Raw genomic sequence first — 20,743 nt, 5'->3', positions numbered from 1 at the left:
TCCGAGCGGCCGACGACCGGCCGGTCGTTCGGTAAATGTCGGTCCACGGAGGCCGCCCGAGATCTGCCGGCGGCCTCGACCGGAAGCGATGTCCGACAGTCGAGTTCGAGCAAGGCGGCATACCTCACCGTGGTCGCGATTTCCCGGGCCGGCGGTGTCCACGTCATGATGTGCAAGACCGGGCGGGAGCGGTTTTCGAGGATGCTCGCCCGCTCCTCTATCGGGTCGTGGCCGAGGCCGCGTTGAATACCACCGTCTCGGTGGTGATCACGGACGAGCTTCTGGTTTCGTTGACGAACGGGGCGTAGGCGGCGTGTACGGTATCGCGGATTTCCGCAAGGGCCGACGAGTTTGTCACCCAGCTCTCGATGATTGCGTTGTACTCGGTTCCAGCGGGGGCGTACATAGACGGAGTGCCGAGAGGTTGGTTGTCGACGCGGCGCTGCACAACCTTTCGATAGCGCACGTCGGTTGACAGCTTGTCTGCGGCCTCGGCCAACTTGGCTTCGAAATCTTCGTCGCTGATCGAGTCTCGTTTGACCAGGAAATCGAAAGTGCAAGTCGTTGAGGGGGTGTCGGTGCCGAAGCGCTCGACTGGGCGGACATTGTGTGCCGCAGTGCGTTCCGCGCTGACGAACTCGCTTCACATGTAATGCTCGTCAGGGCGCACGATCTCGAGATACTCGGGATCGTTCATGCCCTCTACGTGTAGATCTTGGCGGAGACCGGAAGTGCCATCACTCGCGCGCCGTGCGAGTCGGCGATGTAGTCCTGGGATTTCTGCCGAGACCAGGTGCTCTTGCCACAGACGGTGAGGATACCCTTGAACATCGTCAGCGTTTCCGTCCGATCGCGACCTTGTAGTCCTGCACGTCGGTGATCTCACGGCCGTCCTCGCTGAAATCGAGCAGGACTCGCCACAACATCCGGACAGTGTGGTCGGACCAGAGCGCGCGGGTAGGGGTGATGCGGTAGAACACTTGCTGCCCCTGGTCGGGCACCTTGATATTGTTGTACATCGAAGTGTCTGCAAGCCAGGGGAATTGAGCGAAGCTGAGCTGCACGGCATGCTGGATTTCGTCCGGATCGGTGACCGCTGTCGCCAGGCCTTGCATCTGCAGTGATCGGGTTGTGCCGCGGCCTGCGTATCCGTCTGCCGGTAGATCGCTCACCACGTAGCTGACCTTGGGATTATTCAGCATCTGAGTGTGCTTGCGGTTGTACTGGAAGGTGTGGATGTAGGCGAGGAGACCGTCTCCTGCGAGATGCATCGTCGAGGCCGAGGGGAAACCGTCGGCGTCGATCGTTGCGAGGGTAGTGATCTCCTCGGCGCGCAGCAGTTCCGAGATCGAGTCCTGGATCTGCTCCAGGGTGGGTTCGGTGGTCATGCGACGCACACCCCCGTCACTGCGGCGCGGCGCACCAGGTGGGGATAGGACTTGGATCCATCCGGGTAGAGCGCGAGTAGCCGTTGGAACTCGGGACTGCCGAACGCTGCAGCGAGCTCCTGCGTCGATTCCCAGACAGCGACATTGATCAGCACGTGGCTGCCCGCTATGCCCTGATAGAGCTGGGCAGAGACAAATCCGGGCTGAGCCTTCATGACCACCGAGTCCTGTCGCCAGGCCTCGATGACTTCCTCGAGCTGTCCTTCCCGAGCTACGAAGGTGTTGATGATCGTTACGGGCCCTTCGCCTTGGTCGGAGAGCTGTGACAGGAACGGTGCGTCGGGGTCGATTTCGTTCAGGGCGATCATTGCGTTCTCCTCGTCGATGAGGTGGCCACCGGTCCCGATCATGGTAGAAAAGGTGTCCTGTAGAACGATAGATCCATCCTGAATATCAGGTATAGACCGCAATAGTCGCTGTTGGTGGATGTGTCAGGCCTCGCGAAGCTCTAGTTGGCGAGAAATGGCGGCGGCGGCTTCGCGTACCGCCTTCTCGACATTGCGCAACTCCCCGCGTGGGACCCGGGCTGCGAGTGCCGCAATACTGACCGCGGCACAGACCGATCCCTCGGCGTTTCGGATCGGGGCGGCAACGCCCAGGATGTGCGGGTCGAGTTCGCCGTGTGACACCGCGACGCCTTGTTTGCGAATGTGCGCCAAGCGCTTTCGGAGCGCTTCGGGCTCGGTCAGGGTTTTGGTCGTGAATCGTTCGAGCGGGGCTTGCTCGAGTACTGCCGTGACCTCGGCTGGATCGGCCCAGGCCAGAAGAACTTCGGCGGCGGCGCCGGCATTGATCGGCAATACGTGCCCGCGCTCGTAGGACAAACGCACCGCGTGCTGCGCCTCGACGAGATCAAGGCAGACGACCGAGCGTCCGGAGCGTCGGGTGAGCAGCACCGTCTCGTTGATCTGCGCGGCGAGTGAGCGCATGGCAGGCAGGGCGGCATCCGATAATCCGAGGCCCGCGCGGGCCAGCCTGGCGAGCTGAAAGATCTTGGGACCCAGCCGGAATCCGCCGGCGGCTTCCTCGATGAAGCCATTGCTGCTGAGACTCTGCAGGTACCGGTAGCCGGTCGAACGAGCGACTCCGAGTTCGATGGCCACTTCGCTGCCGGTCCACACCGGCTTGTCGGCGGAGAACAACATCAGGATGTCCAGCGCCCGGTCGGCGGTCGAATTGCGCTCGCGGTATGTGCTGGCTGTCGTGCTGCGTTCGGTCATCGCTCCACCGTATTCTGTCGTGTCTGTCCTGTAAAACAGGATCAACCTTATGAAACATAGGACCCTGATTCTACGGTGAGTCATTTAGCGGGTGCGATGGCTTTGCCATACGCTCGGTTTTGTCCGAAGGAGACAGATGGAAGACGTCAGGAACTCGGTGATCCAGGCCAGTCGCGCCCTGGCGGTCGCAGGTCTGGGGGACATGGTCTGGGGTCATGCGTCGGTCCGCGATCCGGACGGTGCGGGTGTGTGGATGAAGGCCTCCGGCTGGGGATTCGAAGAAATCGATCGCGAGAAGGTCGTGCTGGTTTCCCCCTCGGGGTCGGTGTTGGATGGTGCGGGCCGCCGGCATCTGGAATTTCCCATTCACACAGAGGTCATGGCCCACCGCTCGGATGTCGGCGCCGTGGTCCACACCCACGCCCCGACTCTGGCGGCGTTTGCGTCGCTGGACTGCGACCTGCTGCCGGTCTCCCACGATGCCGTGCCTTTCGCCTGCCCGCAGCTACCCCGGTTCACCGAAACCGGTGCGCTCATTGCCACACCCGAACTGGGCGCTGCGCTCGCGCAACGACTCGGGGACGCCCACGCGATCCTCATCCCCAATCACGGCGCAGTGACGGTCGGTCCTGATGTGGGCACCGCGGTGATGTATGCGGTTCTCCTCGAACGCGCTTGCCGCACACAGCTTCTCGCCGCCTCGGCCGGAGGGCCCAAAGTCTGGTCCGACGAGGCCGAAACTCGATTCAAACGCGATCAGGTGTGGAACGCCGCCCAACTCGATGCGGGCTGGCAGTACCTGCTCAGGCGGCTCGATGCCGACCGGCAGCCGTCGTCAGGATTGTGAATTCAGAGCCTCGGCAAGTGCGCGCAGGTCCGGAAGTGCAGCGGCGATTCGGGCTCGGGCCTGCCCTGTGAGCTGGTTGAGTGCCTCGGAGACTCCGGTGTCGAGTCGATCGGCGAGTTCGGTACTGGTCGTCAGCATCTTCGCGGTGGGATGTAACTGCACCACACGCCCGTCGATCGGGTCGGCTCGCCGTTCGAGGAAACCGTCTTTGACCAGGACGGAGATCAGGGTGCTGACATTGTTGGCCTGCATGTGCAGCGCTTCGGACACCTCACGGACGGTGATGCCCGGCCGATTGTCAACCAGGTTCAGCACCTCCACTTGAGCGAGCGGCCGGGGGTTTTCGCCACGCGGTGCACCTTGACTCTGGCGTAAGGCGCGGTGCAGCGTCCAGGTTGTTCGGGTGACGTCAGCGGGCAGGTTGTCGCGAGGGGTGGTGGGCACGCCGAATTTTACCTCTAGTAGTAGACATTGCCACCTATCGGCCGCGTGTCATGCCTGCGTCCTGAATAAGAGGACGCCAATTCCGTAATACAGGACACAATCGTACTGTGATTGCTATCGGGTCCTGAAACCTCTAGGGAGTCTTGCTTTGCCGATCGATACCGTCGCTGCTATCGCCCGTCCCGGCGCAGAAAACTTCGCGTGGGAACAAGTCATCTTGGACGATCCAGGTCCTGGTGAGGTGCTGATCCGCCTTGTCTCGACCGGCGTCTGCCACACCGACCTATCGGTGCTGGCCGGTCGGCTCCCGACGCCATTGCCGGCTGTGCTCGGACATGAGGGTGCGGGTGTCGTCGAGGCTGTCGGAGACGGCGTCACCGGCACGATTCCCGGCGATCGGGTCGTGCTGTCGTTCGCGTCCTGCGGCGCGTGCACGCGCTGTCGCACCGGTAGGCCGACGCAGTGTCCGACCTACTTTCCGTTGAATTTCGGTGCGGCGCGGCCCGATGGCACCACGCCGATCCGCGACAGCTCCGGCGCTGCGATCGGTGGCCTGTTCTTCGGTCAGTCATCTCTTGCTCCATACGCGATCGTGTCCGAGCAAAGCGTCGTGCCGGTCGAGGTGCGTGATGAGGACGAGTTGGCCCTGCTCGCGCCGATCGGCTGCGGTATCCAGACCGGTGCCGGTGCGGTACTCAATCTGCTGCGACCCGAACCCGGTAGCCGCATCGCCATTTTCGGTGCGGGAGCGGTCGGGCTGTCCGCGCTGATGGCCGCCGGACAGTCGGGGGCCGGTGACATCGTGGTCGTGGACAAGGTCGCCACTCGGCTCGACTTGGCCCGCGAGCTCGGAGCCACCGCGACGGCAACCGAAGTGAATGCCTTGCGCGACTTCGACTATGTCATCGAAACCACCGGCGCCCCAGCACTTCTCGAACAAGCGCCAAGCATGGTTCGCGCGGGCGGCACCGTCGCGATCATCGGGGCGCCGCCCGCGGGTACCAAGATCGCGGTGGATGTGAATGCCATGATCGACGGCCGGACGCTGCTCGGAGTCACCGAAGGCGGCAGTGACCGCATCACTTTCATCCCGGCCCTCATCGGCCTGTACCGCACCGGCCGACTGCCTGTGGACCGGCTCATCAAGTTCTACCCGCCGCAGGACCTCGATCAGGCCGTTGCCGATGCACGCAGCGGCGTCACCGTCAAACCCGTCATCCGATTCGAGGCACCATGACATTTCCACACGCCCGCAACCTCATCGCCGGCACATGGCGTGACGGTCACGCCGTGGGTATCAGCATCGACCCGGCCACCGGGCAGAAACTGGGTACCTTCGCCGACGGTGGTGCCGTGACCGCCCGTGCCGCGATCGACGCCGCGCGGTGCGCATTCGATACCACCGAATGGTCCTCGAACCGGCATGCCCGCGCCTCAGCGTTGTTCGCGCTCGCCGACGCCATGGCTGCTCGCCGCGACGAACTCATCACCCTCCTGTCCCGGGAAAACGGCAAAAGGCTCGCCGATGCGACGATGGAGGTCGACGGCGCCATTCCCAAACTGCGCTACAACGCCGCACTCGCACTCACCGACAGCGGCCGCGCTGCCGAGATCGCACCCGGCATGTACTCGATGTTGCTACCGCAGCCCATCGGTGTTGCCGCGGTGATCGTTCCGTGGAATTCGCCGGTCATTCTGGCGGTGCGCTCGTTCGCACCCGCATTGGCCGCCGGTTGCACCGTCGCGATGAAGATGCCGGCGCAAACCGCCCTGACCAATGGACTGCTCTACGAGCTCATCGCCGACACGATCCCGGAAGGGGTGATCAACGCTTTCACCGAATCAGGCAATGATGGTGCCCCGCTACTGGTTTCGGACGAGAGCACAGATGTCATCAGCTACACCGGTTCGACAGCCGTCGGTCGTGCCATCATGGCCGCAGCGGCTCCTGGGCTCAAGCGGGTCTCGCTCGAACTCGGTGGCAAATCGCCGATGATCGTCTTCGACGATGCCGACCTCGACGCGGTCGTTCCGGCCCTCACCGCCGCGATCACGACGTTCTCGGGTCAATTCTGCATGGCGGGAAGCAGGATCCTCGCCCAGCGCGGTATTGCCGACGACCTGCGCGAACGAATGATCACCGCTCTCACTCAGATACGTGTCGGAGCCGGTGCGGACCTGGACACCACCATGGGTCCGCTGATCGATCGTGCGCAGGCCGAACGCGTGGACCGGCTTATCGACGCTGCGACCGGCTACGCCACAGTGCTCGTCCGCGGTGGTCTGATCAATCCCGCCGGCAACGACGCCTTCCTGCGTCCCGCACTGCTCGAGGTATCGGATCTGTCGAGCCCCATCGTGCAAGACGAGGTCTTCGGGCCGGTAGCCACATTCGAGCTGTTCGACGATGAATCCGATGCGATCGAACGCGCCAACGCCACCCAATACGGTCTGGCGGCCTCCATCTGGACCCGCGACGTCGATCGCCCCCATCGAGTCGGACGGCGGATCGACGCCGGAACGATATGGACCAACACCTGGGGTGTCATTCACGATCAGATGGAAGAAGGCGGATTCAAACACAGCGGTGTGGGACGTCTCAACGGGCATCGCGCCTTGGAGGAGTTTCAGGAGCTGAAACACCTTGTCCACCAAGGCAAGTGATCGAGACGTGGGCGTCGGGCGATCGCCGGAGCCCGAATATCGGCTCGGGTTGCGAGGTCGGCATTGTGGGTCCGAGCCACCATCTCCAATTCCGTTGAGTGTCTTGACAACTGAGACGCACGGCGCAAATCGGAATGTATCAAGCATGCTCAATTGGGCTCAATTCGTACCCTCGGGTTTCCCGTAGCGAGGAATTATGCACAACTCAGAACACGACGTGGTTATCGTCGGAGCGGGCCCGGTCGGCCTGGCCACCGCGCGCATGCTCGGCCTCCGCGGTCATGACGTCGTGATACTCGAACGCTGGCCGGAGCCGTATCCACTCCCACGCGCGGTGCACTTCGATGACGAGATCGGTCGAGTATTCGGGTCGATGGACCTGGCCGCCGAGATCAAGGCGATCTCTGATCCTGTCCCTGACCACTACGAGTGGCGCAACGCGGCAGGGCAAGCGCTGCTGCGTATCGACTGGTCGGGCAACGGGCCCAACGGCTGGCCCACAGCCAACTTCTTCTCCCAGCCCCAACTGGAGCAGGTCCTGGCCCGGGCCGTCGATGCCATGCCCAACGTCACGCTCATTCGTGGCGCGGAGGTCGTGGACATCGACGAGACGGACCACATAGTGACCGTTGCGGTCGGCGATACCGCGGCCCAGCAGCCAGGCCAACCGGTCCAGGCTTCGACGGCAACGCGAAGGTTCACCGCTCGCTACGTCATAGGCTGCGATGGCGCGAACAGCGTGGTACGCCAATGCATGGGTGCAGTGATGCACGATCAGGGCTTCTTCTTCGACTGGCTGATCGTCGACACGATCCCGACCGACGAGCAGGTCTGGTCGCCGCAGAATTGGCAGCTGTGCGATCCTGTCCGCCCCACGACGATCGTGTCCGGTGGACCCGGCCGGCGTCGCTGGGAGTTCATGCGGCTGCCCGGAGAGGAAGCCGGCGAACTCGGAACCCTCGAGCGCGCCTGGGAGTTGTTGGCCGGCTGGGGGAGAACTCCGGCCAACACACAGCTCGAGCGTCATGCGATCTATACCTTCGCAGCCCGCTGGGCCGACCGGTGGCGGCGCGGCCGACTGATGATCGCCGGGGATGCCGCACATCAGATGCCTCCGTTCGCTGGACAGGGCATGTGCTCGGGACTGCGCGATGCCGCGAATCTGTCCTGGAAACTGGACCGGGTCCTGCGCGGGGCGTCCTCGTCGTCGCTGCTGGACACCTATGCCAGCGAACGCAGTCTCCACCTCCAGCACGCGATTGCGATGTCGGTGGAATTGGGCAAGGTGATCTGTGTGCTCGATACCGAGCAAGCCGCGCAGCGCGATTCACGCATGATCGCCGGCGGCGCCGACCCGGCGGTGGTGCTGCCCGTGGCGGCCCGCCCGGTCCTCGGCGACGGCGTCGTGCGTGCCGTCGGTGAATTGGCAGGCACCATGGCCCCACAGTTCTCGGTCATCGCCGAAGAGGAACCTCAACTGCTCGACGCCGCAACTGGATACGGCGCGGTGCTGATTGTCGCCGCAGACGAACCCGCCGAACGTCTACTGACCGAATCGGCACGACGGGATTTGGCCCAGGCCGGTGTCACGTCGATCTCGATCGCGCCCGAGGGCGAACCGGATCTGCGTGACCACCAGCGCGAATGGACCACGTGGCTGGCCGCCAACGCTGTCGCGGCGGTGTTGATCCGGCCCGATCACTACATCTTCGGAACGGCCGCCACCGTCGGCGATACCTCAGAACTGGCTGCCGAATACGCGACCTGCCTGAGCGTCGAAGACTCGGCACCCACTTCGGTCACCGGCCTCCTCTGAGGCCATTGATCTACACACCCCAAGGAGAGGAACTTTCATGCGTATCGCAAATCTGAATGGTCGCAGCGCCTTCGTTTTCGGTGAGGCAGGCAAGGAGCGAGCCGCAGACATCGCCGCAGTATCCGATGGCCGCTTCGGCCCCGACTTCGCCCAGATCTATGAGCACTGGGACAGTCTGTGCGAGTGGGCGGCAACGGTGCTCCCGGAAACGCTGCAGGCACAATCGTTCATTCTGAACCGTGACCAGTTGGGTGCACCCTCGCCGACGCCTCGGCAGGTCTTCGCGGTGGGATTGAACTACCGCGCTCACGCAGAGGAATCAGGGTTTGCCGCACCGGAACAACTGCCACCGGTCTTCACCAAGTACGTCTCGAGCTTCACCGGCCCCGACTCGACGGTCACGCTGCCCGAGGGCGGCAACGTCGACTGGGAGGCCGAGTTGGTGGTCATCATCGGCCGAGAACTGCGCCATGCCGACCCGGCGGATGTGTGGGCCTCGGTCGCGGGACTCACAGCGGGCCAGGATATTTCGGAGCGGGTGTCGCAGTTGCGCGGTCCTGTACCGCAATTCGGACTCGGCAAGTCGTTCGCCGGCTTCTCGCCACAGGGGCCGTGGCTTGTCACGCCGGACGAGTTCACCGATCCGGATGATCTGGAACTCGGATGCACGATCGACGGGGAAGAAGTGCAGAAGGGGCGCACCCGCGACCTGATCTTTCCGGTGCCGCTGCTTGTCGCGACCCTGTCGCAGACGGTGACGCTGTACCCCGGAGACGTGATCTTCACCGGCACTCCAGCGGGAGTAGGCGCCGGCCGTGAACCCCAGCGATTCCTGCGCGCGGGCGAGAGTCTCGACACCTGGATCGAAGGGATCGGCGCACTGCGGCAGACCTTCGTTACCGGGCAATAGGGGACATGCCATGGCATTACACGGACTTGGCAAGGTCACCATCGGTGTGCCGAATCTGGCCGAGACCATCGGCTACTACACCGAATTCGGGCTCGATCACCTCGGTGAGGGGCGTTTCGCCACCCGCGACGGCGGAGAACAGCTACATGTGGTCCAGGCTCCGCAGCGGCGGTTGCTCGATCTCACCGTCGCCGCCGACCACCCCGACGACATCGCGACTGTTGCCCGCAGACTCGATGCGCTGGGGATGCCGATCAAGCACGGACCCTCCGCGGTGCGAACGATAGAACCGGTCACCGGCACGGTCGTGCGAGTGGTGGTGCGCGCGCGAATCACCATCGACCCGCCGGTGCCGGCAACGCCGTACAACGGTCCCGGTCGTATAGACCGCTGGGGTCGTGCACCGTTCTTGTCCCGCGTCGAGCGTGTCCGGCCTCGAAAGCTTGGGCACGCGGTGCTCGGCAGCACGGACTTGGCCACGACCATGCGGTTCTTCGTCGCCGGTTTGGGTTTCAAGGTCAGTGACTACATGGGTGACAAGGCCGCGTTCCTGCGCTGCTCGGTCGAACATCACAACGTGCTCGTCATGGCGGCGCCGGTCAACTTCCTGCACCACACCAGCTGGCAGGTGGACGATATCGACGAGGTCGGGCGCGGCGCGCACGCCATGCTCGAAGGGCATCCGGAACGTCATATCTGGGGACTCGGCCGCCACCATGCGGGCGCGAACTTCTTCTGGTACCTGAAGGATCCGGCAGGAAACTTCTCCGAGTACTACTCCGATATGGACACCGTGCCCGAGGACGAGTTGTGGAGCCCGAACGTTCTCGAAGGACTGCAAGGACTCTACGCTTGGGGTCCGCCGCCGCCGCCTTCCTTCCTCGAGCCAGACGATTTGGCTGCTCTCATGACCGGAGCCCACTCGAATAACGGATGACGACCGCTCGACGCCTGCCGCGCAGCCCGATCAGGCTGCGCGGCAGGACAATTCGAAGGCAATCAGGGCGAGCGTGAGCTCGAAGTAGGTTCGTTGCCCGTCGAGAGGGCGTCCGATCAGCGTCGATATGCGATGCAACCGGTTGAGCACCGTGTTGCGATGGCAATGCAGGCGTGCCGCGGCATTGGTCGCCGAGCAATTCTGAGCCAGCCACTGCGACAGAGTCCCGAGCAAGGCGTCACGGTCATTGACCGGCAGTCGCAGGACGGGACCGAGGATGTGGGACAGCAGCAGATCCGCGAGATCGGGCGACCGCACCAGCAGTGCCTCCGGATAACGCTCGTCCATCGATACCAGTGCAACCGTATCGATCGGGAGTGTCCGCAAAACGATGTGTGCCAGCCCGTGCGCGGTGTTCACCTCCGCGAGGCTCTGTACGGTGGGGGAACACGCCGCGCGCCCGCGCGTCAGTGGACGCAGAAACTCCCGTACCGGTACTGCGTCCCACTGCTCCAGCGCCACCAGCCCGATCGTGGTGTGTGCACGATTGTGCCACGCCGACCGGATTCCCCTTGCCTCTAAGGTGGTTTCGGCTCCAAGTAGGGTGCTGCACCCGGTGGGCAGCGACTCGGCCACGACGACGATATAGCCGGAGTGTGTCGGCAGATTCAGTTCGCGCGCGGCATGTGCAAGGAACGCCGCGTCGTGCATCCGGTCTGTCAGTAGGTCTTCCATCAGTGCGTGTTTGCGGCGCTCATCCTGACGAACACGATCGAGTTCGCTGTTGCGATAGGCCGTGGACAGTGCCGAGGACAATCCATCGATCACGGTCCACATCGCTGTGCCAGTGTCGCGGATGCCACCGGGGCTGATATCCACAGCTTCAGCATTGTCCAGCAACGCTTCCCACACGATGCGGCCGCCGAGCCGGAATGTGCGCAGCATCGCCTCCAGCGGAACATTCTGTGCTGCACGATGTTTCCCGATAGTGGCAGCGACCTCGTCATGCTGGGGATCGGACTGCGCATCACTCAATAGATCGAGAATGCGTGCGAGGTAGCGCCCGCACGCGTCATGCAACTCCGCACGTGGCACCGAGGTGTAATCAGTCCACTCAGGGTTGTCGGTGAATACTGCAGCGATCAGTTTGTCTGTCAGCGCGGCAATCTCGCCCCTGCATGCCTGGGCCAACTGTGCGATCTCCACGCTGCTGGTGGAACACATGGGGGCCTTTCTTGCGTCGTCGCCCCCAATGTATGACAACCCTTCATGGGGCAGGTGTGTGAGCGCATCCCTCGGATGAACGTGCGGGCTAAGCGATTACGGAGTGACACTCTCGGTCACCGCGAATGATGCGGTGGGCTCGATCGGCGTGGGATCCTTGTGATGGGGAACCATCTGCAGGAATTGCTGAATGTGGCCGATGGCGCGCGGGTGAATCCGATGCAAGCCCCTGCGGTCGTAGAACACGTTGCCCAGCAGGCCCAGCGCCAGCGCGGCCAGCAAGCCGATCACCAGCAGTGCCCATGCCCGGGCGAGCCCGGCGCCGGCATGGGCATCGAAGTAGATGAGGGCGCGGACGCCATCGGATACCGCGCGCATCGGCTCGAAGCTGCCGAGGAAACGCCAGAACGGTGGCATGGCCTGCAGTGGAATGGCACCACCGGAGACCGGGATGGACCAGCCGACAAAGAAGATCATGCTGATGACGATCCCGATGGGCCCCAACAGTGTCACCACGGCAAGGGTGCCCGCACCGATGGCGTTGATGGCGAGGACGCTGAAGAGCCACAGTAGGCCGCAGTGTGGCAGGTCGATGTCCACCACGAATACGCTGGCGGCCATGATCGCTGTCGCGGCGGGGACTGAAGCGATAAGCAGCGTCAGGCATTTCGCGAGGTAGGTGTGCAGGCGGCTGATGTGGCGCGGTGGGAGCATGCGTCGCACCGGTCCGATCTCCGTGGCGCCGAAGCCCAACTCCGAATCGACGAGTCCGTTGATGACATTGGCCCCGAGGAAACCGACCATCATCAACAGCAAGCTGTAGAAGAAAGCGGTCATTCCGTTGCCGGTGCGCGCACCGAGGGGCACTGCCTGATGCTGGGCGACGGTCACCGGATCGGCGAGAAGGATCGCATTGGCGGCCGGAATCGCGCCGGGTGCATGCGCGAGTAGCTGTTGCGCCGCGGCAGCGGAACCTCCGCGGGCGGCGCTCTCGGCGATCTGAGCACCGAGTTCGGATGCCATGGAGCCGGCGCCGTGGTTGGTCAGCACGGTCACCTCGGCACGCTGCGGGGTAGGACTCAGCAGCGAGATCAACTTGCTCGAATAGTCGCTGGGAATCACGACCGCGGCGAACAGTTTATTGTCGGCGATTGCGGCGGTGACGGATTCGAGCGAGTCGAACGTTTGCCAGCTCACCGCGTTCTCGGGTTGTTGAGGCTGTGCCCGGATGCCGTTGAGCACCTGGGCGCCGAGGTTCGGGGTGTTCGCGGGGGTCACGCTGCCCGCGTCGAGGTTGACCAGTCCTACCGGTGCATGGTGCAGGTCTGCCGCTGGGTTCGCGACACTGCCGGTGAAGATCACGGTGATTGCGAAGATCGCCGCAGTCAGTACGAAGCTGGGGACCAGCCAGTTCTTCGGATGGCGAAGAAAATCCAGAGCCGATACAGGCATGGCCGGTTGGCCGAGGCGCAGTCGAGACATAGAAAAGACTCTAGCACTATAGCTATACTGATAGAGCCATAAATTTCTCGGAGAAGTGTGGGTGAGTATGCAAACCGGGGGATCGGTCGACGCGCTGACGTGGCGAGAAGCTGAATGTGTCCTGTTATGCAGGATGTGACTTTTGTTCTGTAGGACACGATCTTATGGTTGGGCTATCAAACAGCTCCGACGCGGGAGAAGGTGAAGCAATGGCGCCGGTGAAGTCGCCAGACAGTGCCGATGTCGTGATATGCGGTGCAGGACCTGTGGGTCTGACTGCTGCAGCCCTGCTCGCCGCACGCGGCGTGGAAGTGGTTGTGGTCGAACAGAATCGCACAACCAGTGACGAGCCGAAGGCGATCAGCATCGACGACGAGTCGCTGCGTGTGTATCAGCGTGCCGGCATAGTCGACAAGGTTCTGCCGATCGTGGTGCCCGGCACAGGAACTCGCTACTACGACCGCCACGGAGTGTCACTGTTCCAGGCGCGCGGCCCGCGGCCGTTCCGGTTGGGATATCCGTTCAAGAACCCTTTCGCCCAGCCTGATCTGGAGCGCGCACTGCTCGAGACGCTGGCCGCCATGCCGAACGTGACGCTACGTTTCGGTACGCAAGTCAGCGGTTTCGAGCAGGGCGATGAGTCGGTACGAGTGCATGCGGTCGCCGGCGATCGTCCCCTCGTTCTCGAGGCGTCGTACGTCTTGGGTTGCGACGGCGGTCGATCGGTCACACGCCTGAGTCAGGGTGTCGATATGACCGGCCGCAGCTACAGCGACGTGTGGCTGGTTGCCGACACCCTCGATGACCCACACACCGAACGGTTCGCTATGCACCATGGCGATCCCGTTCGCCCACACGTCATCGTGCCGGGGCTGGATGGGCGCTGCCGCTATGAGTTTCGGCTCTTCGAGGGCGAAGGCACGCCCGCGCAGCCGCCTTCTTTCGAGTTGATACGTGACCTGGTGTGGCCCTATCGCGAGCTGGTCCCCGAGCAGATCGAGCGCGCCGTCAATTACCGGTTCAACGCGGTGATCGCCGATGAGTGGATGATCGGTCGTTCGTTCCTGCTGGGCGACGCCGCGCATATGATGCCGCCGTTCGCCGGGCAGGGGCTGAACTCGGGAATCCGGGACGCCGCCAATCTGACCTGGAAGATCGCCGATGTACTCGCAGGTCGGCTGGCCCCCTCGGTGCTTGCCAGTTATCAGACCGAACGTGAACCGCACGTGAGCGCCACCGTCCACATGTCCGAACGAATGGGGCGAGTGGTCATGACCACCTCGGCCCGATTCGCGGAGCGCCGCGACACTCTGGTCCAGGAGGCGCTGCGCACCGAGGAGGGTCGCGACTACCTCGAGCAGATGCGGTACAGGCCGATTCAGCGTTTCGTCGATGGCCTCGTCGTCGATGCCGATTCTCACGAAGGTGTAGGCGCGGCGATCGGACAACCTCTGGTGTTCGACACCTCCGATCACGCCGTCCGGCGTCTGGACGACGTGTTCGGAGACAACTGGGCGCTGGTCGGCGTCGACGTCGACGAAAGCGACTGGCACGCAGTCGAACCACTCACGGATCGACTCGGGGTCACCACCGCGTCGATGGCGCTGGGTGAATACCTGCCCCGCACTCACCGGCGTCTGCTGATCGACGTCGACGGCGCTGCGCTGCGTGAATTCGGCCTCTATCCCAACCAATTCGTACTGATCCGCCCTGACCGGGTTGTCGCGGCCGCGTGGTCACCACGCGACTCCGCCGAGACGGTCGCCGCGATCACGTCCTGGACGCCGGAACCGGTGTCGGCAACTTCGACAGAGAGGGCTATGAGCCATGGATAAACCACAGCGGGTCGTACTGCAGGAACGCGATGCGGCCGGAACGCTCACGCGCACCACTGTTTCCCATATCGGCTTCTCGGTCCCCGACGTCGAGGCCACCGCCGCGTTCTACGGCAGAGTCCTGGGCTTGGTCGTACAGGAACAGCTCGCCAACGGCGGCCTACGTCTGGGCTGGGGAGCCGGCCATCACGTCATCGAACTCGTGCCAGGCGAGAAGAGCCTGCACCACTACGGGTTCGAGGTCCGGGACCTCGACGGCGTCGAAGGCATCGCGAAAAGACTGACCGCTGCCGGGCATCACGTCGAGACACTGGACGCCGCCTACCTCGACGCCGCCGTGGGTGTCGGTGTCGGCATCGTCGTTGCCGACCCTCACGGCACTCCGGTCCATTTCCATACCGCCGTGCAGCGTCAGGGTGAGAACGCTGCCGACACCGGCCGCCGACCTATCAAATACCAGCACATCACGCTGGCCACCGACGACGTGGTGCCGGTCGTGCAGTTCTTCGTCGACGTGATCGGCTTCCGCATTTCTGATCAGCTCGAGGACGGCCGCTTCGCGTGGCTGCGCAGCGATCGTGACCACCACACCCTCGCGGTGGTGAATGTGGGTCGTGGTGGGGACATCGACCACTACTCCTACGATCTCGCGGAGTGGGAGGACTTCAAGTCCTGGTGCGACCGGTTGACCGACGAGAACGTCGATGTCAGCTGGGGTCCGGGCCGGCACGGTCCCGGCAACAACCTGTTCATCTTCTTCGATGACCCCGTCGGCAATCACATCGAACTCTCCGCGGAGATGGAGAAGTTCCATGACGATCGCGTGACCTACGTACCGCGCCGATGGAAGCCGGTACCCAACTCCGTGAATCTGTGGGGCGGACAGCTCGCCTCGTGGCGCAAGACGAGCGAAGGACACTGACATGGCGTACGCAACCTACGAGCATCGCGGCGTACGCCGCGTCGGTGAGGTACAAGGCTCGACACTTGTGCCGTTGGACGGGCTCACTGAAATCGGTGCTGCCACCACGTCGGAGATACTGACCAACGCCGACCGCAATGCCCGCGGCAGTGTGGATATCGACGCGGTCACGGTGCTGCCGGTGGTGCCGAAACCGTCGAAGGTGTTCTGTGTCGGTTTGAACTACCGCGAGCACGTCACGGAAACGAAAAGGGAGCTGCCCACCTATCCGGTGCTGTTCCCCAAATACGCGGCCAGCCTGATCGGCGCGTACGACGACATCGTGCTGCCGCCCGAATCCACACAGGTCGACTACGAGGGTGAACTCGCGGTGATCATCGGACGGGCGGGTCGTCGCATCCCCGAGGCCGACGCTCTCGACCATGTGCTCGGCTACACCGTCGCCAACGACATCACGATGCGCGACTTCCAATACAAGACCCATCAGTGGATGCAGGGAAAGGCCTGGGACGCAAGCACTCCCATCGGTCCGTTCCTGGTGACGCCCGGTGCACTCGATCTGTCGAGCGCGGGCATCCGCACCGTGCTCAACGGTGAGAAGGTGCAGGAGTCGGATCTTTCGATGCTGATCTTCTCCATTCCGCGCCTCATCGCGGACATCTCGACCTTCACCGCACTCACTCCCGGCGATGTGATCCTGACCGGCACTCCGGGTGGGGTGGGCTACCGCCGCGACCCACAACTCTTCCTGAAGGACGGTGACTACGTGACTGTCGAAATCGACGGTGTCGGTATGGTGCGCAACCGCATTCGAGTGGAGGCCAACTCATGAACACACGACCCGAGGCCCCGAGCATCGACCGATCGATCACACTTCAGCTGAAGGGCGATTGGGGTACCGCCAACCTGCATCGGGTCTGCGGTTGGATCAGCCAGGAACTGACCGACCGTGCCGGGCCGCACACCCGAGTCGGCATCTGGAATGGACGCGGGTTCTCCGACAACGTGCGCGCGGTCGGACGAGGCGAGGTCGATGTCGCGCTGACCACGCCGACCGCCTTCACGGTGGCCGCACTCGACGGGCGAGGCGTTTACCGCGACGAGTTCTACCCGGATCTGCGCGCGTTGGGTGTTGTGCCGCAACGTGACCGGCTCGTCGTGGCCGTGCATGCGTCGCTGGGAGTCAACTCCTTCGCTGAACTGCGAGAGAAGAAGCCGGTTCTACGGGTCGCCACCTCGGTGAACGACGGCGTCAATCATGTCGGCCTCGCCGCGCATGCGATCTTGCAGCGTTCGGGAATCAACGTGCTGGACTGGGGAGGGCACTTCCTGTCCGATGAACGGCCGTTCGAATCGCTGGACAATGTGCTCGACGGGCACGCCAATGCCATTGTGCACGAGGCGGTTATGCTGCCGCATTGGCAGCAGTTCGGTGGCGACTACCGATTCTTGGAGATCGAGCCAGAAGTACTCGACTCCTTCGAGCACGACTTCGGTTGGCCGGCAGCGACGGTAGCAGCAGACTTCTTCCCCGGTCAGCCGGAATTCCGCACATTGGATTTCTCCGACTTCTTGGTGCTGGCGCGCGCAGACCTGCCCGACGATGTCGCGTATGCGATCGCGTGGATCCTGGGCGAGACCCGCCATCTCATCGAGGCCCAGTACCGGCACCTGCCGCCCGAGCGCAGTCCCATCACCTATCCGCTGGATCCGCCGACCATGGGCATCACCCCGGTCCCGTTGCATCCGGGCGCGGCAACGTACTACCGGGCGCTGCCGACCGCTGCACTCATTCGGTAGCCGAAACGCGCTGGTACACAGCGCTACCCGAGACAAGGAGGTCTCCATGAGCGTCGTCATCGAAGACGTCATGATCATGACATCGGATCAGCCGTTACGCAGCCTCGAACGCGACGAGCACAGCTTGCTCGCCCCGCCTCATCCGAGCAAGATGCCGGTGAAGCTGTGGCGTGATCACCCGCCACTGAATGTCGTACATTTCCCGCAGCAATACCAGGCGCAACCATTCGCTCCGCCACGGGGCGTCTACGAAAACGATCAGATCCGTATCGAATGGCAGACGATGGACAATCGTCAGCCCTTCTATCACCGCAACTGCGACGTCGATGAGATCTCGTACCAGATCGACGGCGAGCGCACACTGATGACCGAACTCGGCATCATCGAGCACAGACCGGGTGAGTTCTCTCGCATCCCGCGCGGCGTTGCCCACGACAACTACGGTCGCGCGGAAAGCCATCTGTTGTTCTATACCCCCGCCCCGGTCGCTGAAATAGCCGCGGCTGCAAGGACTTCAGAACCGGTATCGCCACCCTTCCCCGGCTGGGTACCCGGCCCTATCAATGAGGCTGTCACCCAGTGCATGGGCTCGCTCGGTCACGACATCACCGTCTTTCCTGCTGATGAACAAGCTCTGCTCGACCGGGTCAATCAAGAGAGTGACCGGATGGCAGTCCTGACAGCCCCCGATGCGCCTGGCGCGGCATGGCTGTACCAGGCCGAGCAATTCCGTATGGGGACCATAGGCTTTACTGCGCAAGGAGGTTCGGCGCGTCGTTATCGGCGCACTCTCGATGCCGATGAGATCCAATATCAGATCAGCGGCACCCGCACTGTGCTGACCCAGCGGGGGGTTGTCGACCTCGGTCCAGGAGATTTCGTGCGCATTCCGCTCGGCATCGCCCATGCCACTGTCGGGCACGAGGTCGGGAGCTATATCTCGCTGCTCTCGCACCGCGAGCTGCCGCAGGTCGCTGAGACCTCCCGTACAGCGCAACCGTATTCACCTCAACAGCTTGCCGCCTTCACCGGGGAAAGTAGCTCGCGATGACCATGCTCGCCGCACGTGCGCACCAAGGCTCGGATTCTCTGACGCTCGAACGGATTTCGATCCCGGAGCCGGGGCCGCTCGACGTCGTGGTCAAGGTGGTCTCCGCCGGCCTGGCGCCCGGGATGATGAATCTGCTGAAGATGGGTGCGTTCAAGCATCTTCCGACCACCCTCGGCCACGAGGCGGCCGGCACCGTGGCCGCGGTAGGCGAAGAGGTCATCGATGTTGCCGTCGGAGACCGAGTGCGTGTGCATCCGAATCTCAACTGCCGCAACTGCGACTACTGCCGCACCGACCGCGACATGATGTGCGCACAGCAGGCCATGCTCGGGCATGCGGGATTCGGCAGTGTGCCGATGCCGCTGTACGAGCGCTACCACGACGGTGGCCTGGCGGAATATGTGCGCGTACCGCACTGGTTGATCGATCAGCTGCCGGCAAATGTCAGCTTCGACGTCGCCGCCAAAGTGCACGACCTGGCGAACGTGGTGCGAATCCTCAAATGTGCCCAGCTCCCGCTCGGAGCAACCGTTGTGGCCACGGCCGCCACCGGGACGATGGGAACCGCCACCATCAAGCTCGCGGAACACTTCGGGATTTCCCGGCTGCTACTCGTGGGCCGCAGTGCAGAACGACTGTCCGCAGTCGCTCCGCTGGCAGGCAAGGTCGAGGTCGACACCATCGCCCTCGACCAGCTACCCGAAAACTGGGAAACCACCGGCGCACTCACCCGGCGACTGCGCGAGCTGGCACCGGAGGGCGCGCACGCCGTCGTGGACTACATCCCGACCGGCATGGCCACCAGCCAGGCGATGGCAGCGCTTCGCACCGGCGGTGTCCTGGCACACATGGGTGGGAACACCACGCCATTGGCGTTGCCACCGATCGCGCTGATGGTCAACTGCTGGCGTTTCGTCGGGACCCGCGCCTGCACCCGGTCCGACGCCGAAGACGTACTGGCCCTGCTCAGGTCCGGCGCTCTGAACGTGGATGAACTGATCAGCCAGCGCTACCCACTCGCAGAGGTCGACGAGGCGATCGAAGCGATGGTCAACCGCAAGGAACCCATGTGGATGACCGTGGTCAATCCCTGAGCAGCACATCAACGATAGGAGGCTATCCGGCATGAAGATCACCCACTACGGACATGCCTGCGTCCTCGTGGAAATTCCCGGGGCCGAAGGCTCGACTCGGGTTCTGTTCGACCCAGGCACGTATTCGCAGGGTTTCGAGGAACTGCGGGACCTGGACCTGATCATGATCACCCACTCGCACCCGGACCATCTCGATTCGGATCGGCTTGCCGCTCTGATCACGGCCAATCCGCAGGTGCAGCTGGTAGTCGGCGCGGGAAGTCTTGCCGCCCTGAACAACCCGCAATATCCGGAGCCCATGCGAGAGCCGCAACATGTCGTCGTACCAGGGGAGAAGATCTCACTGCACGGCGTCGAGATCGTGGTGACCGGTGGTGAACACGCCTGCATCCATTCAGCGCTGCCCGCCTCGGAGAACCTGGGCTATCTGCTCGACGAGAGCGTGTTTCACCCGGGAGACTCCTTCGACGAGGTTCCCGGTTCGGTCGAGTTGCTGCTGCTGCCGATCGGCGGGCCTTGGATGAAGATCGGCGAAGGAATCGACTACCTGCGCGCGATCGCTCCGAAGACCGTTGTTCCGATTCACCAAGCGGGCCTGGCCGCAGTACATCAGAACATGCACTGCCAGCTCCTGAAGAACCTCGCACCCGAGAACACGACAGTACTGGTGCTGGAACACGCCACAACACAACACATTTCGCACTAGCGAAACCCGACACGCGTTCAGCGTCGCCGAACATCGGCGCTGCGCGCGGGCCCGGACCAGGAATATCCCAGGTTGCTTCTGATGTCTGTTGTGTTGCCCCGCCCGGCGGCACGCCAAGGGCGACGGTAGCAGTCCCACCTGGTCCCGGCCGCCTGCGAGGTGCTGATCCTCCTCGCCGGCACCTGGCCTTCCACCACCGGACTCACGGTGGTGGAAGGCCATCCGACTCTACGGCCCACACCCGAGACGGATGAACGCTCTTCGCAGGAGGACGCATGCGGCGCAAAGTATCCAGATCCACTGTCTGGCAGCACTTCACAGCCGGTCTGATACTCCTTGGAGT

At 63.4% G+C, this 20,743-nt stretch carries 21 protein-coding genes; 13 read left to right on the top strand and 8 right to left on the bottom strand.

Annotated features, from left to right (window positions below; all coding sequences use genetic code 11):
* Positions 1–217: 217 nt before the first annotated feature.
* From ABZX86_RS29770 to ABZX86_RS29750, 5 genes are all read right to left on the bottom strand, one after another.
* On the bottom strand, positions 218–499 hold the full coding sequence (locus ABZX86_RS29770) for a hypothetical protein (protein WP_355127993.1): 282 nt from the start codon (positions 497–499) through the stop codon (positions 218–220).
* 203 nt (positions 500–702) lie between these two features.
* Positions 703–831: a hypothetical protein gene (locus ABZX86_RS29765; RefSeq protein WP_355127991.1), complete on the bottom strand. Its 129-nt coding sequence runs from the start codon at positions 829–831 to the stop codon at positions 703–705.
* A gap of 2 nt (positions 832–833) precedes the next feature.
* Positions 834–1,388, bottom strand: a complete 555-nt coding sequence (locus ABZX86_RS29760; RefSeq protein WP_355127989.1) for a pyridoxamine 5'-phosphate oxidase family protein — start codon at positions 1,386–1,388, stop codon at positions 834–836.
* A complete protein-coding gene (locus ABZX86_RS29755) occupies positions 1,385–1,798 on the bottom strand; it encodes an antibiotic biosynthesis monooxygenase family protein (RefSeq protein WP_355127987.1) in 414 nt (137 codons plus the stop codon). Before ABZX86_RS29755 ends, ABZX86_RS29760 begins: the two co-directional genes overlap by 4 nt.
* Positions 1,799–1,879: 81 nt before the next feature.
* The gene (locus ABZX86_RS29750; protein ID WP_355127985.1) at positions 1,880–2,668 is read right to left on the bottom strand and encodes an IclR family transcriptional regulator; all 789 of its coding nucleotides are present in this window, start codon (positions 2,666–2,668) and stop codon (positions 1,880–1,882) included.
* A 136-nt stretch (positions 2,669–2,804) separates the two neighbouring features.
* On the opposite strand from ABZX86_RS29750, the gene ABZX86_RS29745 reads away from it, so the two are divergent.
* Positions 2,805–3,515, top strand: coding sequence for a class II aldolase/adducin family protein (locus ABZX86_RS29745; RefSeq protein ID WP_355127983.1), 711 nt, complete (start codon positions 2,805–2,807; stop codon positions 3,513–3,515).
* On the opposite strand, the gene ABZX86_RS29740 is transcribed toward ABZX86_RS29745, so the two are convergent.
* Positions 3,504–3,959: a MarR family transcriptional regulator gene (locus ABZX86_RS29740; protein ID WP_355127981.1), complete on the bottom strand. Its 456-nt coding sequence runs from the start codon at positions 3,957–3,959 to the stop codon at positions 3,504–3,506. The genes ABZX86_RS29745 and ABZX86_RS29740 overlap by 12 nt on opposite strands.
* Before the next feature lie 217 nt (positions 3,960–4,176).
* Between ABZX86_RS29740 and ABZX86_RS29735 the strand changes: the two genes are divergently transcribed.
* From ABZX86_RS29735 to ABZX86_RS29715, 5 genes are all read left to right on the top strand, one after another.
* The gene (locus ABZX86_RS29735; RefSeq protein ID WP_355127979.1) at positions 4,177–5,196 is read left to right on the top strand and encodes an NAD(P)-dependent alcohol dehydrogenase; all 1,020 of its coding nucleotides are present in this window, start codon (positions 4,177–4,179) and stop codon (positions 5,194–5,196) included.
* Positions 5,193–6,623 (top strand): aldehyde dehydrogenase family protein, encoded by a 1,431-nt coding sequence (locus ABZX86_RS29730; RefSeq protein WP_355127977.1) that lies wholly within the window; start codon positions 5,193–5,195, stop codon positions 6,621–6,623. The genes ABZX86_RS29735 and ABZX86_RS29730 overlap by 4 nt, the downstream gene beginning before the upstream one ends.
* Positions 6,624–6,819: 196 nt before the next feature.
* A complete protein-coding gene (locus ABZX86_RS29725; RefSeq protein WP_355127975.1) occupies positions 6,820–8,439 on the top strand; it encodes a bifunctional 3-(3-hydroxy-phenyl)propionate/3-hydroxycinnamic acid hydroxylase in 1,620 nt (539 codons plus the stop codon).
* A 37-nt stretch (positions 8,440–8,476) separates the two neighbouring features.
* Positions 8,477–9,349, top strand: coding sequence for a fumarylacetoacetate hydrolase family protein (locus tag ABZX86_RS29720; protein ID WP_355127973.1), 873 nt, complete (start codon positions 8,477–8,479; stop codon positions 9,347–9,349).
* 10 nt (positions 9,350–9,359) lie between these two features.
* Positions 9,360–10,286: a VOC family protein gene (locus ABZX86_RS29715; protein ID WP_355127971.1), complete on the top strand. Its 927-nt coding sequence runs from the start codon at positions 9,360–9,362 to the stop codon at positions 10,284–10,286.
* A gap of 30 nt (positions 10,287–10,316) precedes the next feature.
* Here ABZX86_RS29715 and ABZX86_RS29710 read toward each other — a convergent pair whose 3' ends face one another.
* Together ABZX86_RS29710 and ABZX86_RS29705 are read right to left on the bottom strand one after the other, a co-directional pair.
* On the bottom strand, positions 10,317–11,510 hold the full coding sequence (locus tag ABZX86_RS29710; protein WP_355127969.1) for a helix-turn-helix domain-containing protein: 1,194 nt from the start codon (positions 11,508–11,510) through the stop codon (positions 10,317–10,319).
* A gap of 96 nt (positions 11,511–11,606) precedes the next feature.
* A complete protein-coding gene (locus tag ABZX86_RS29705) occupies positions 11,607–12,992 on the bottom strand; it encodes a DUF3533 domain-containing protein (protein ID WP_355127967.1) in 1,386 nt (461 codons plus the stop codon).
* Positions 12,993–13,201: 209 nt separating this feature from the next.
* On the opposite strand from ABZX86_RS29705, the gene ABZX86_RS29700 reads away from it, so the two are divergent.
* Genes ABZX86_RS29700 through ABZX86_RS29670 form a run of 7 tightly spaced genes read left to right on the top strand, consistent with a single transcriptional unit; the run spans position 13,202 to position 20,400 of the window.
* Positions 13,202–14,827, top strand: a complete 1,626-nt coding sequence (locus tag ABZX86_RS29700) for a bifunctional 3-(3-hydroxy-phenyl)propionate/3-hydroxycinnamic acid hydroxylase (RefSeq protein ID WP_355127965.1) — start codon at positions 13,202–13,204, stop codon at positions 14,825–14,827.
* Entirely contained in the window at positions 14,820–15,749 is a 930-nt protein-coding gene (locus ABZX86_RS29695; RefSeq protein WP_355127963.1) for a VOC family protein, read from the top strand. Before ABZX86_RS29700 ends, ABZX86_RS29695 begins: the two co-directional genes overlap by 8 nt.
* Before the next feature lies 1 nt (position 15,750).
* Positions 15,751–16,581, top strand: a complete 831-nt coding sequence (locus ABZX86_RS29690; RefSeq protein WP_355127961.1) for a fumarylacetoacetate hydrolase family protein — start codon at positions 15,751–15,753, stop codon at positions 16,579–16,581.
* Entirely contained in the window at positions 16,578–17,549 is a 972-nt protein-coding gene (locus ABZX86_RS29685; RefSeq protein WP_355127959.1) for a TAXI family TRAP transporter solute-binding subunit, read from the top strand. Before ABZX86_RS29690 ends, ABZX86_RS29685 begins: the two co-directional genes overlap by 4 nt.
* A gap of 46 nt (positions 17,550–17,595) precedes the next feature.
* Entirely contained in the window at positions 17,596–18,600 is a 1,005-nt protein-coding gene (locus tag ABZX86_RS29680; protein ID WP_355127957.1) for a hypothetical protein, read from the top strand.
* Positions 18,597–19,694 carry an alcohol dehydrogenase catalytic domain-containing protein gene (locus tag ABZX86_RS29675; RefSeq protein WP_355127955.1) on the top strand — a complete coding sequence of 366 codons (1,098 nt, stop codon included), beginning with the start codon at positions 18,597–18,599 and terminating at the stop codon, positions 19,692–19,694. Before ABZX86_RS29680 ends, ABZX86_RS29675 begins: the two co-directional genes overlap by 4 nt.
* A gap of 31 nt (positions 19,695–19,725) precedes the next feature.
* On the top strand, positions 19,726–20,400 hold the full coding sequence (locus tag ABZX86_RS29670) for an MBL fold metallo-hydrolase (protein WP_355127954.1): 675 nt from the start codon (positions 19,726–19,728) through the stop codon (positions 20,398–20,400).
* Positions 20,401–20,743: the final 343 nt, after the last annotated feature.

Origin of the sequence: Nocardia sp. NPDC006630 (genome assembly GCF_040611495.1) — a bacterium.
In the GTDB taxonomy this organism is placed as follows: domain Bacteria; phylum Actinomycetota; class Actinomycetes; order Mycobacteriales; family Mycobacteriaceae; genus Nocardia.
The sequence above is the reverse complement of the archived record's forward strand: the minus strand, read 5'-3'. Positions and strand labels throughout refer to the sequence as shown.

Excerpts from the sequence above, each read along its gene's own strand:
- ABZX86_RS29765 (WP_355127991.1), bottom strand. The coding sequence starts at position 831 with ATGTTCAAGGGTATCCTCACCGTCTGTGGCAAGAGCACCTGGTCTCGG.
- ABZX86_RS29760 (WP_355127989.1), bottom strand. The coding sequence starts at position 1,388 with ATGACCACCGAACCCACCCTGGAGCAGATCCAGGACTCGATCTCGGAA.
- ABZX86_RS29755 (WP_355127987.1), bottom strand. The coding sequence starts at position 1,798 with ATGATCGGGACCGGTGGCCACCTCATCGACGAGGAGAACGCAATGATC.
- ABZX86_RS29750 (WP_355127985.1), bottom strand. The coding sequence starts at position 2,668 with ATGACCGAACGCAGCACGACAGCCAGCACATACCGCGAGCGCAATTCG.
- ABZX86_RS29745 (WP_355127983.1), top strand. The coding sequence starts at position 2,805 with ATGGAAGACGTCAGGAACTCGGTGATCCAGGCCAGTCGCGCCCTGGCG.
- ABZX86_RS29730 (WP_355127977.1), top strand. The coding sequence starts at position 5,193 with ATGACATTTCCACACGCCCGCAACCTCATCGCCGGCACATGGCGTGAC.
- ABZX86_RS29725 (WP_355127975.1), top strand. The coding sequence starts at position 6,820 with ATGCACAACTCAGAACACGACGTGGTTATCGTCGGAGCGGGCCCGGTC.
- ABZX86_RS29720 (WP_355127973.1), top strand. The coding sequence starts at position 8,477 with ATGCGTATCGCAAATCTGAATGGTCGCAGCGCCTTCGTTTTCGGTGAG.
- ABZX86_RS29715 (WP_355127971.1), top strand. The coding sequence starts at position 9,360 with ATGGCATTACACGGACTTGGCAAGGTCACCATCGGTGTGCCGAATCTG.
- ABZX86_RS29710 (WP_355127969.1), bottom strand. The coding sequence starts at position 11,510 with ATGTGTTCCACCAGCAGCGTGGAGATCGCACAGTTGGCCCAGGCATGC.
- ABZX86_RS29705 (WP_355127967.1), bottom strand. The coding sequence starts at position 12,992 with ATGTCTCGACTGCGCCTCGGCCAACCGGCCATGCCTGTATCGGCTCTG.
- ABZX86_RS29700 (WP_355127965.1), top strand. The coding sequence starts at position 13,202 with ATGGCGCCGGTGAAGTCGCCAGACAGTGCCGATGTCGTGATATGCGGT.
- ABZX86_RS29695 (WP_355127963.1), top strand. The coding sequence starts at position 14,820 with ATGGATAAACCACAGCGGGTCGTACTGCAGGAACGCGATGCGGCCGGA.
- ABZX86_RS29690 (WP_355127961.1), top strand. The coding sequence starts at position 15,751 with ATGGCGTACGCAACCTACGAGCATCGCGGCGTACGCCGCGTCGGTGAG.
- ABZX86_RS29685 (WP_355127959.1), top strand. The coding sequence starts at position 16,578 with ATGAACACACGACCCGAGGCCCCGAGCATCGACCGATCGATCACACTT.
- ABZX86_RS29680 (WP_355127957.1), top strand. The coding sequence starts at position 17,596 with ATGAGCGTCGTCATCGAAGACGTCATGATCATGACATCGGATCAGCCG.
- ABZX86_RS29675 (WP_355127955.1), top strand. The coding sequence starts at position 18,597 with ATGACCATGCTCGCCGCACGTGCGCACCAAGGCTCGGATTCTCTGACG.
- ABZX86_RS29670 (WP_355127954.1), top strand. The coding sequence starts at position 19,726 with ATGAAGATCACCCACTACGGACATGCCTGCGTCCTCGTGGAAATTCCC.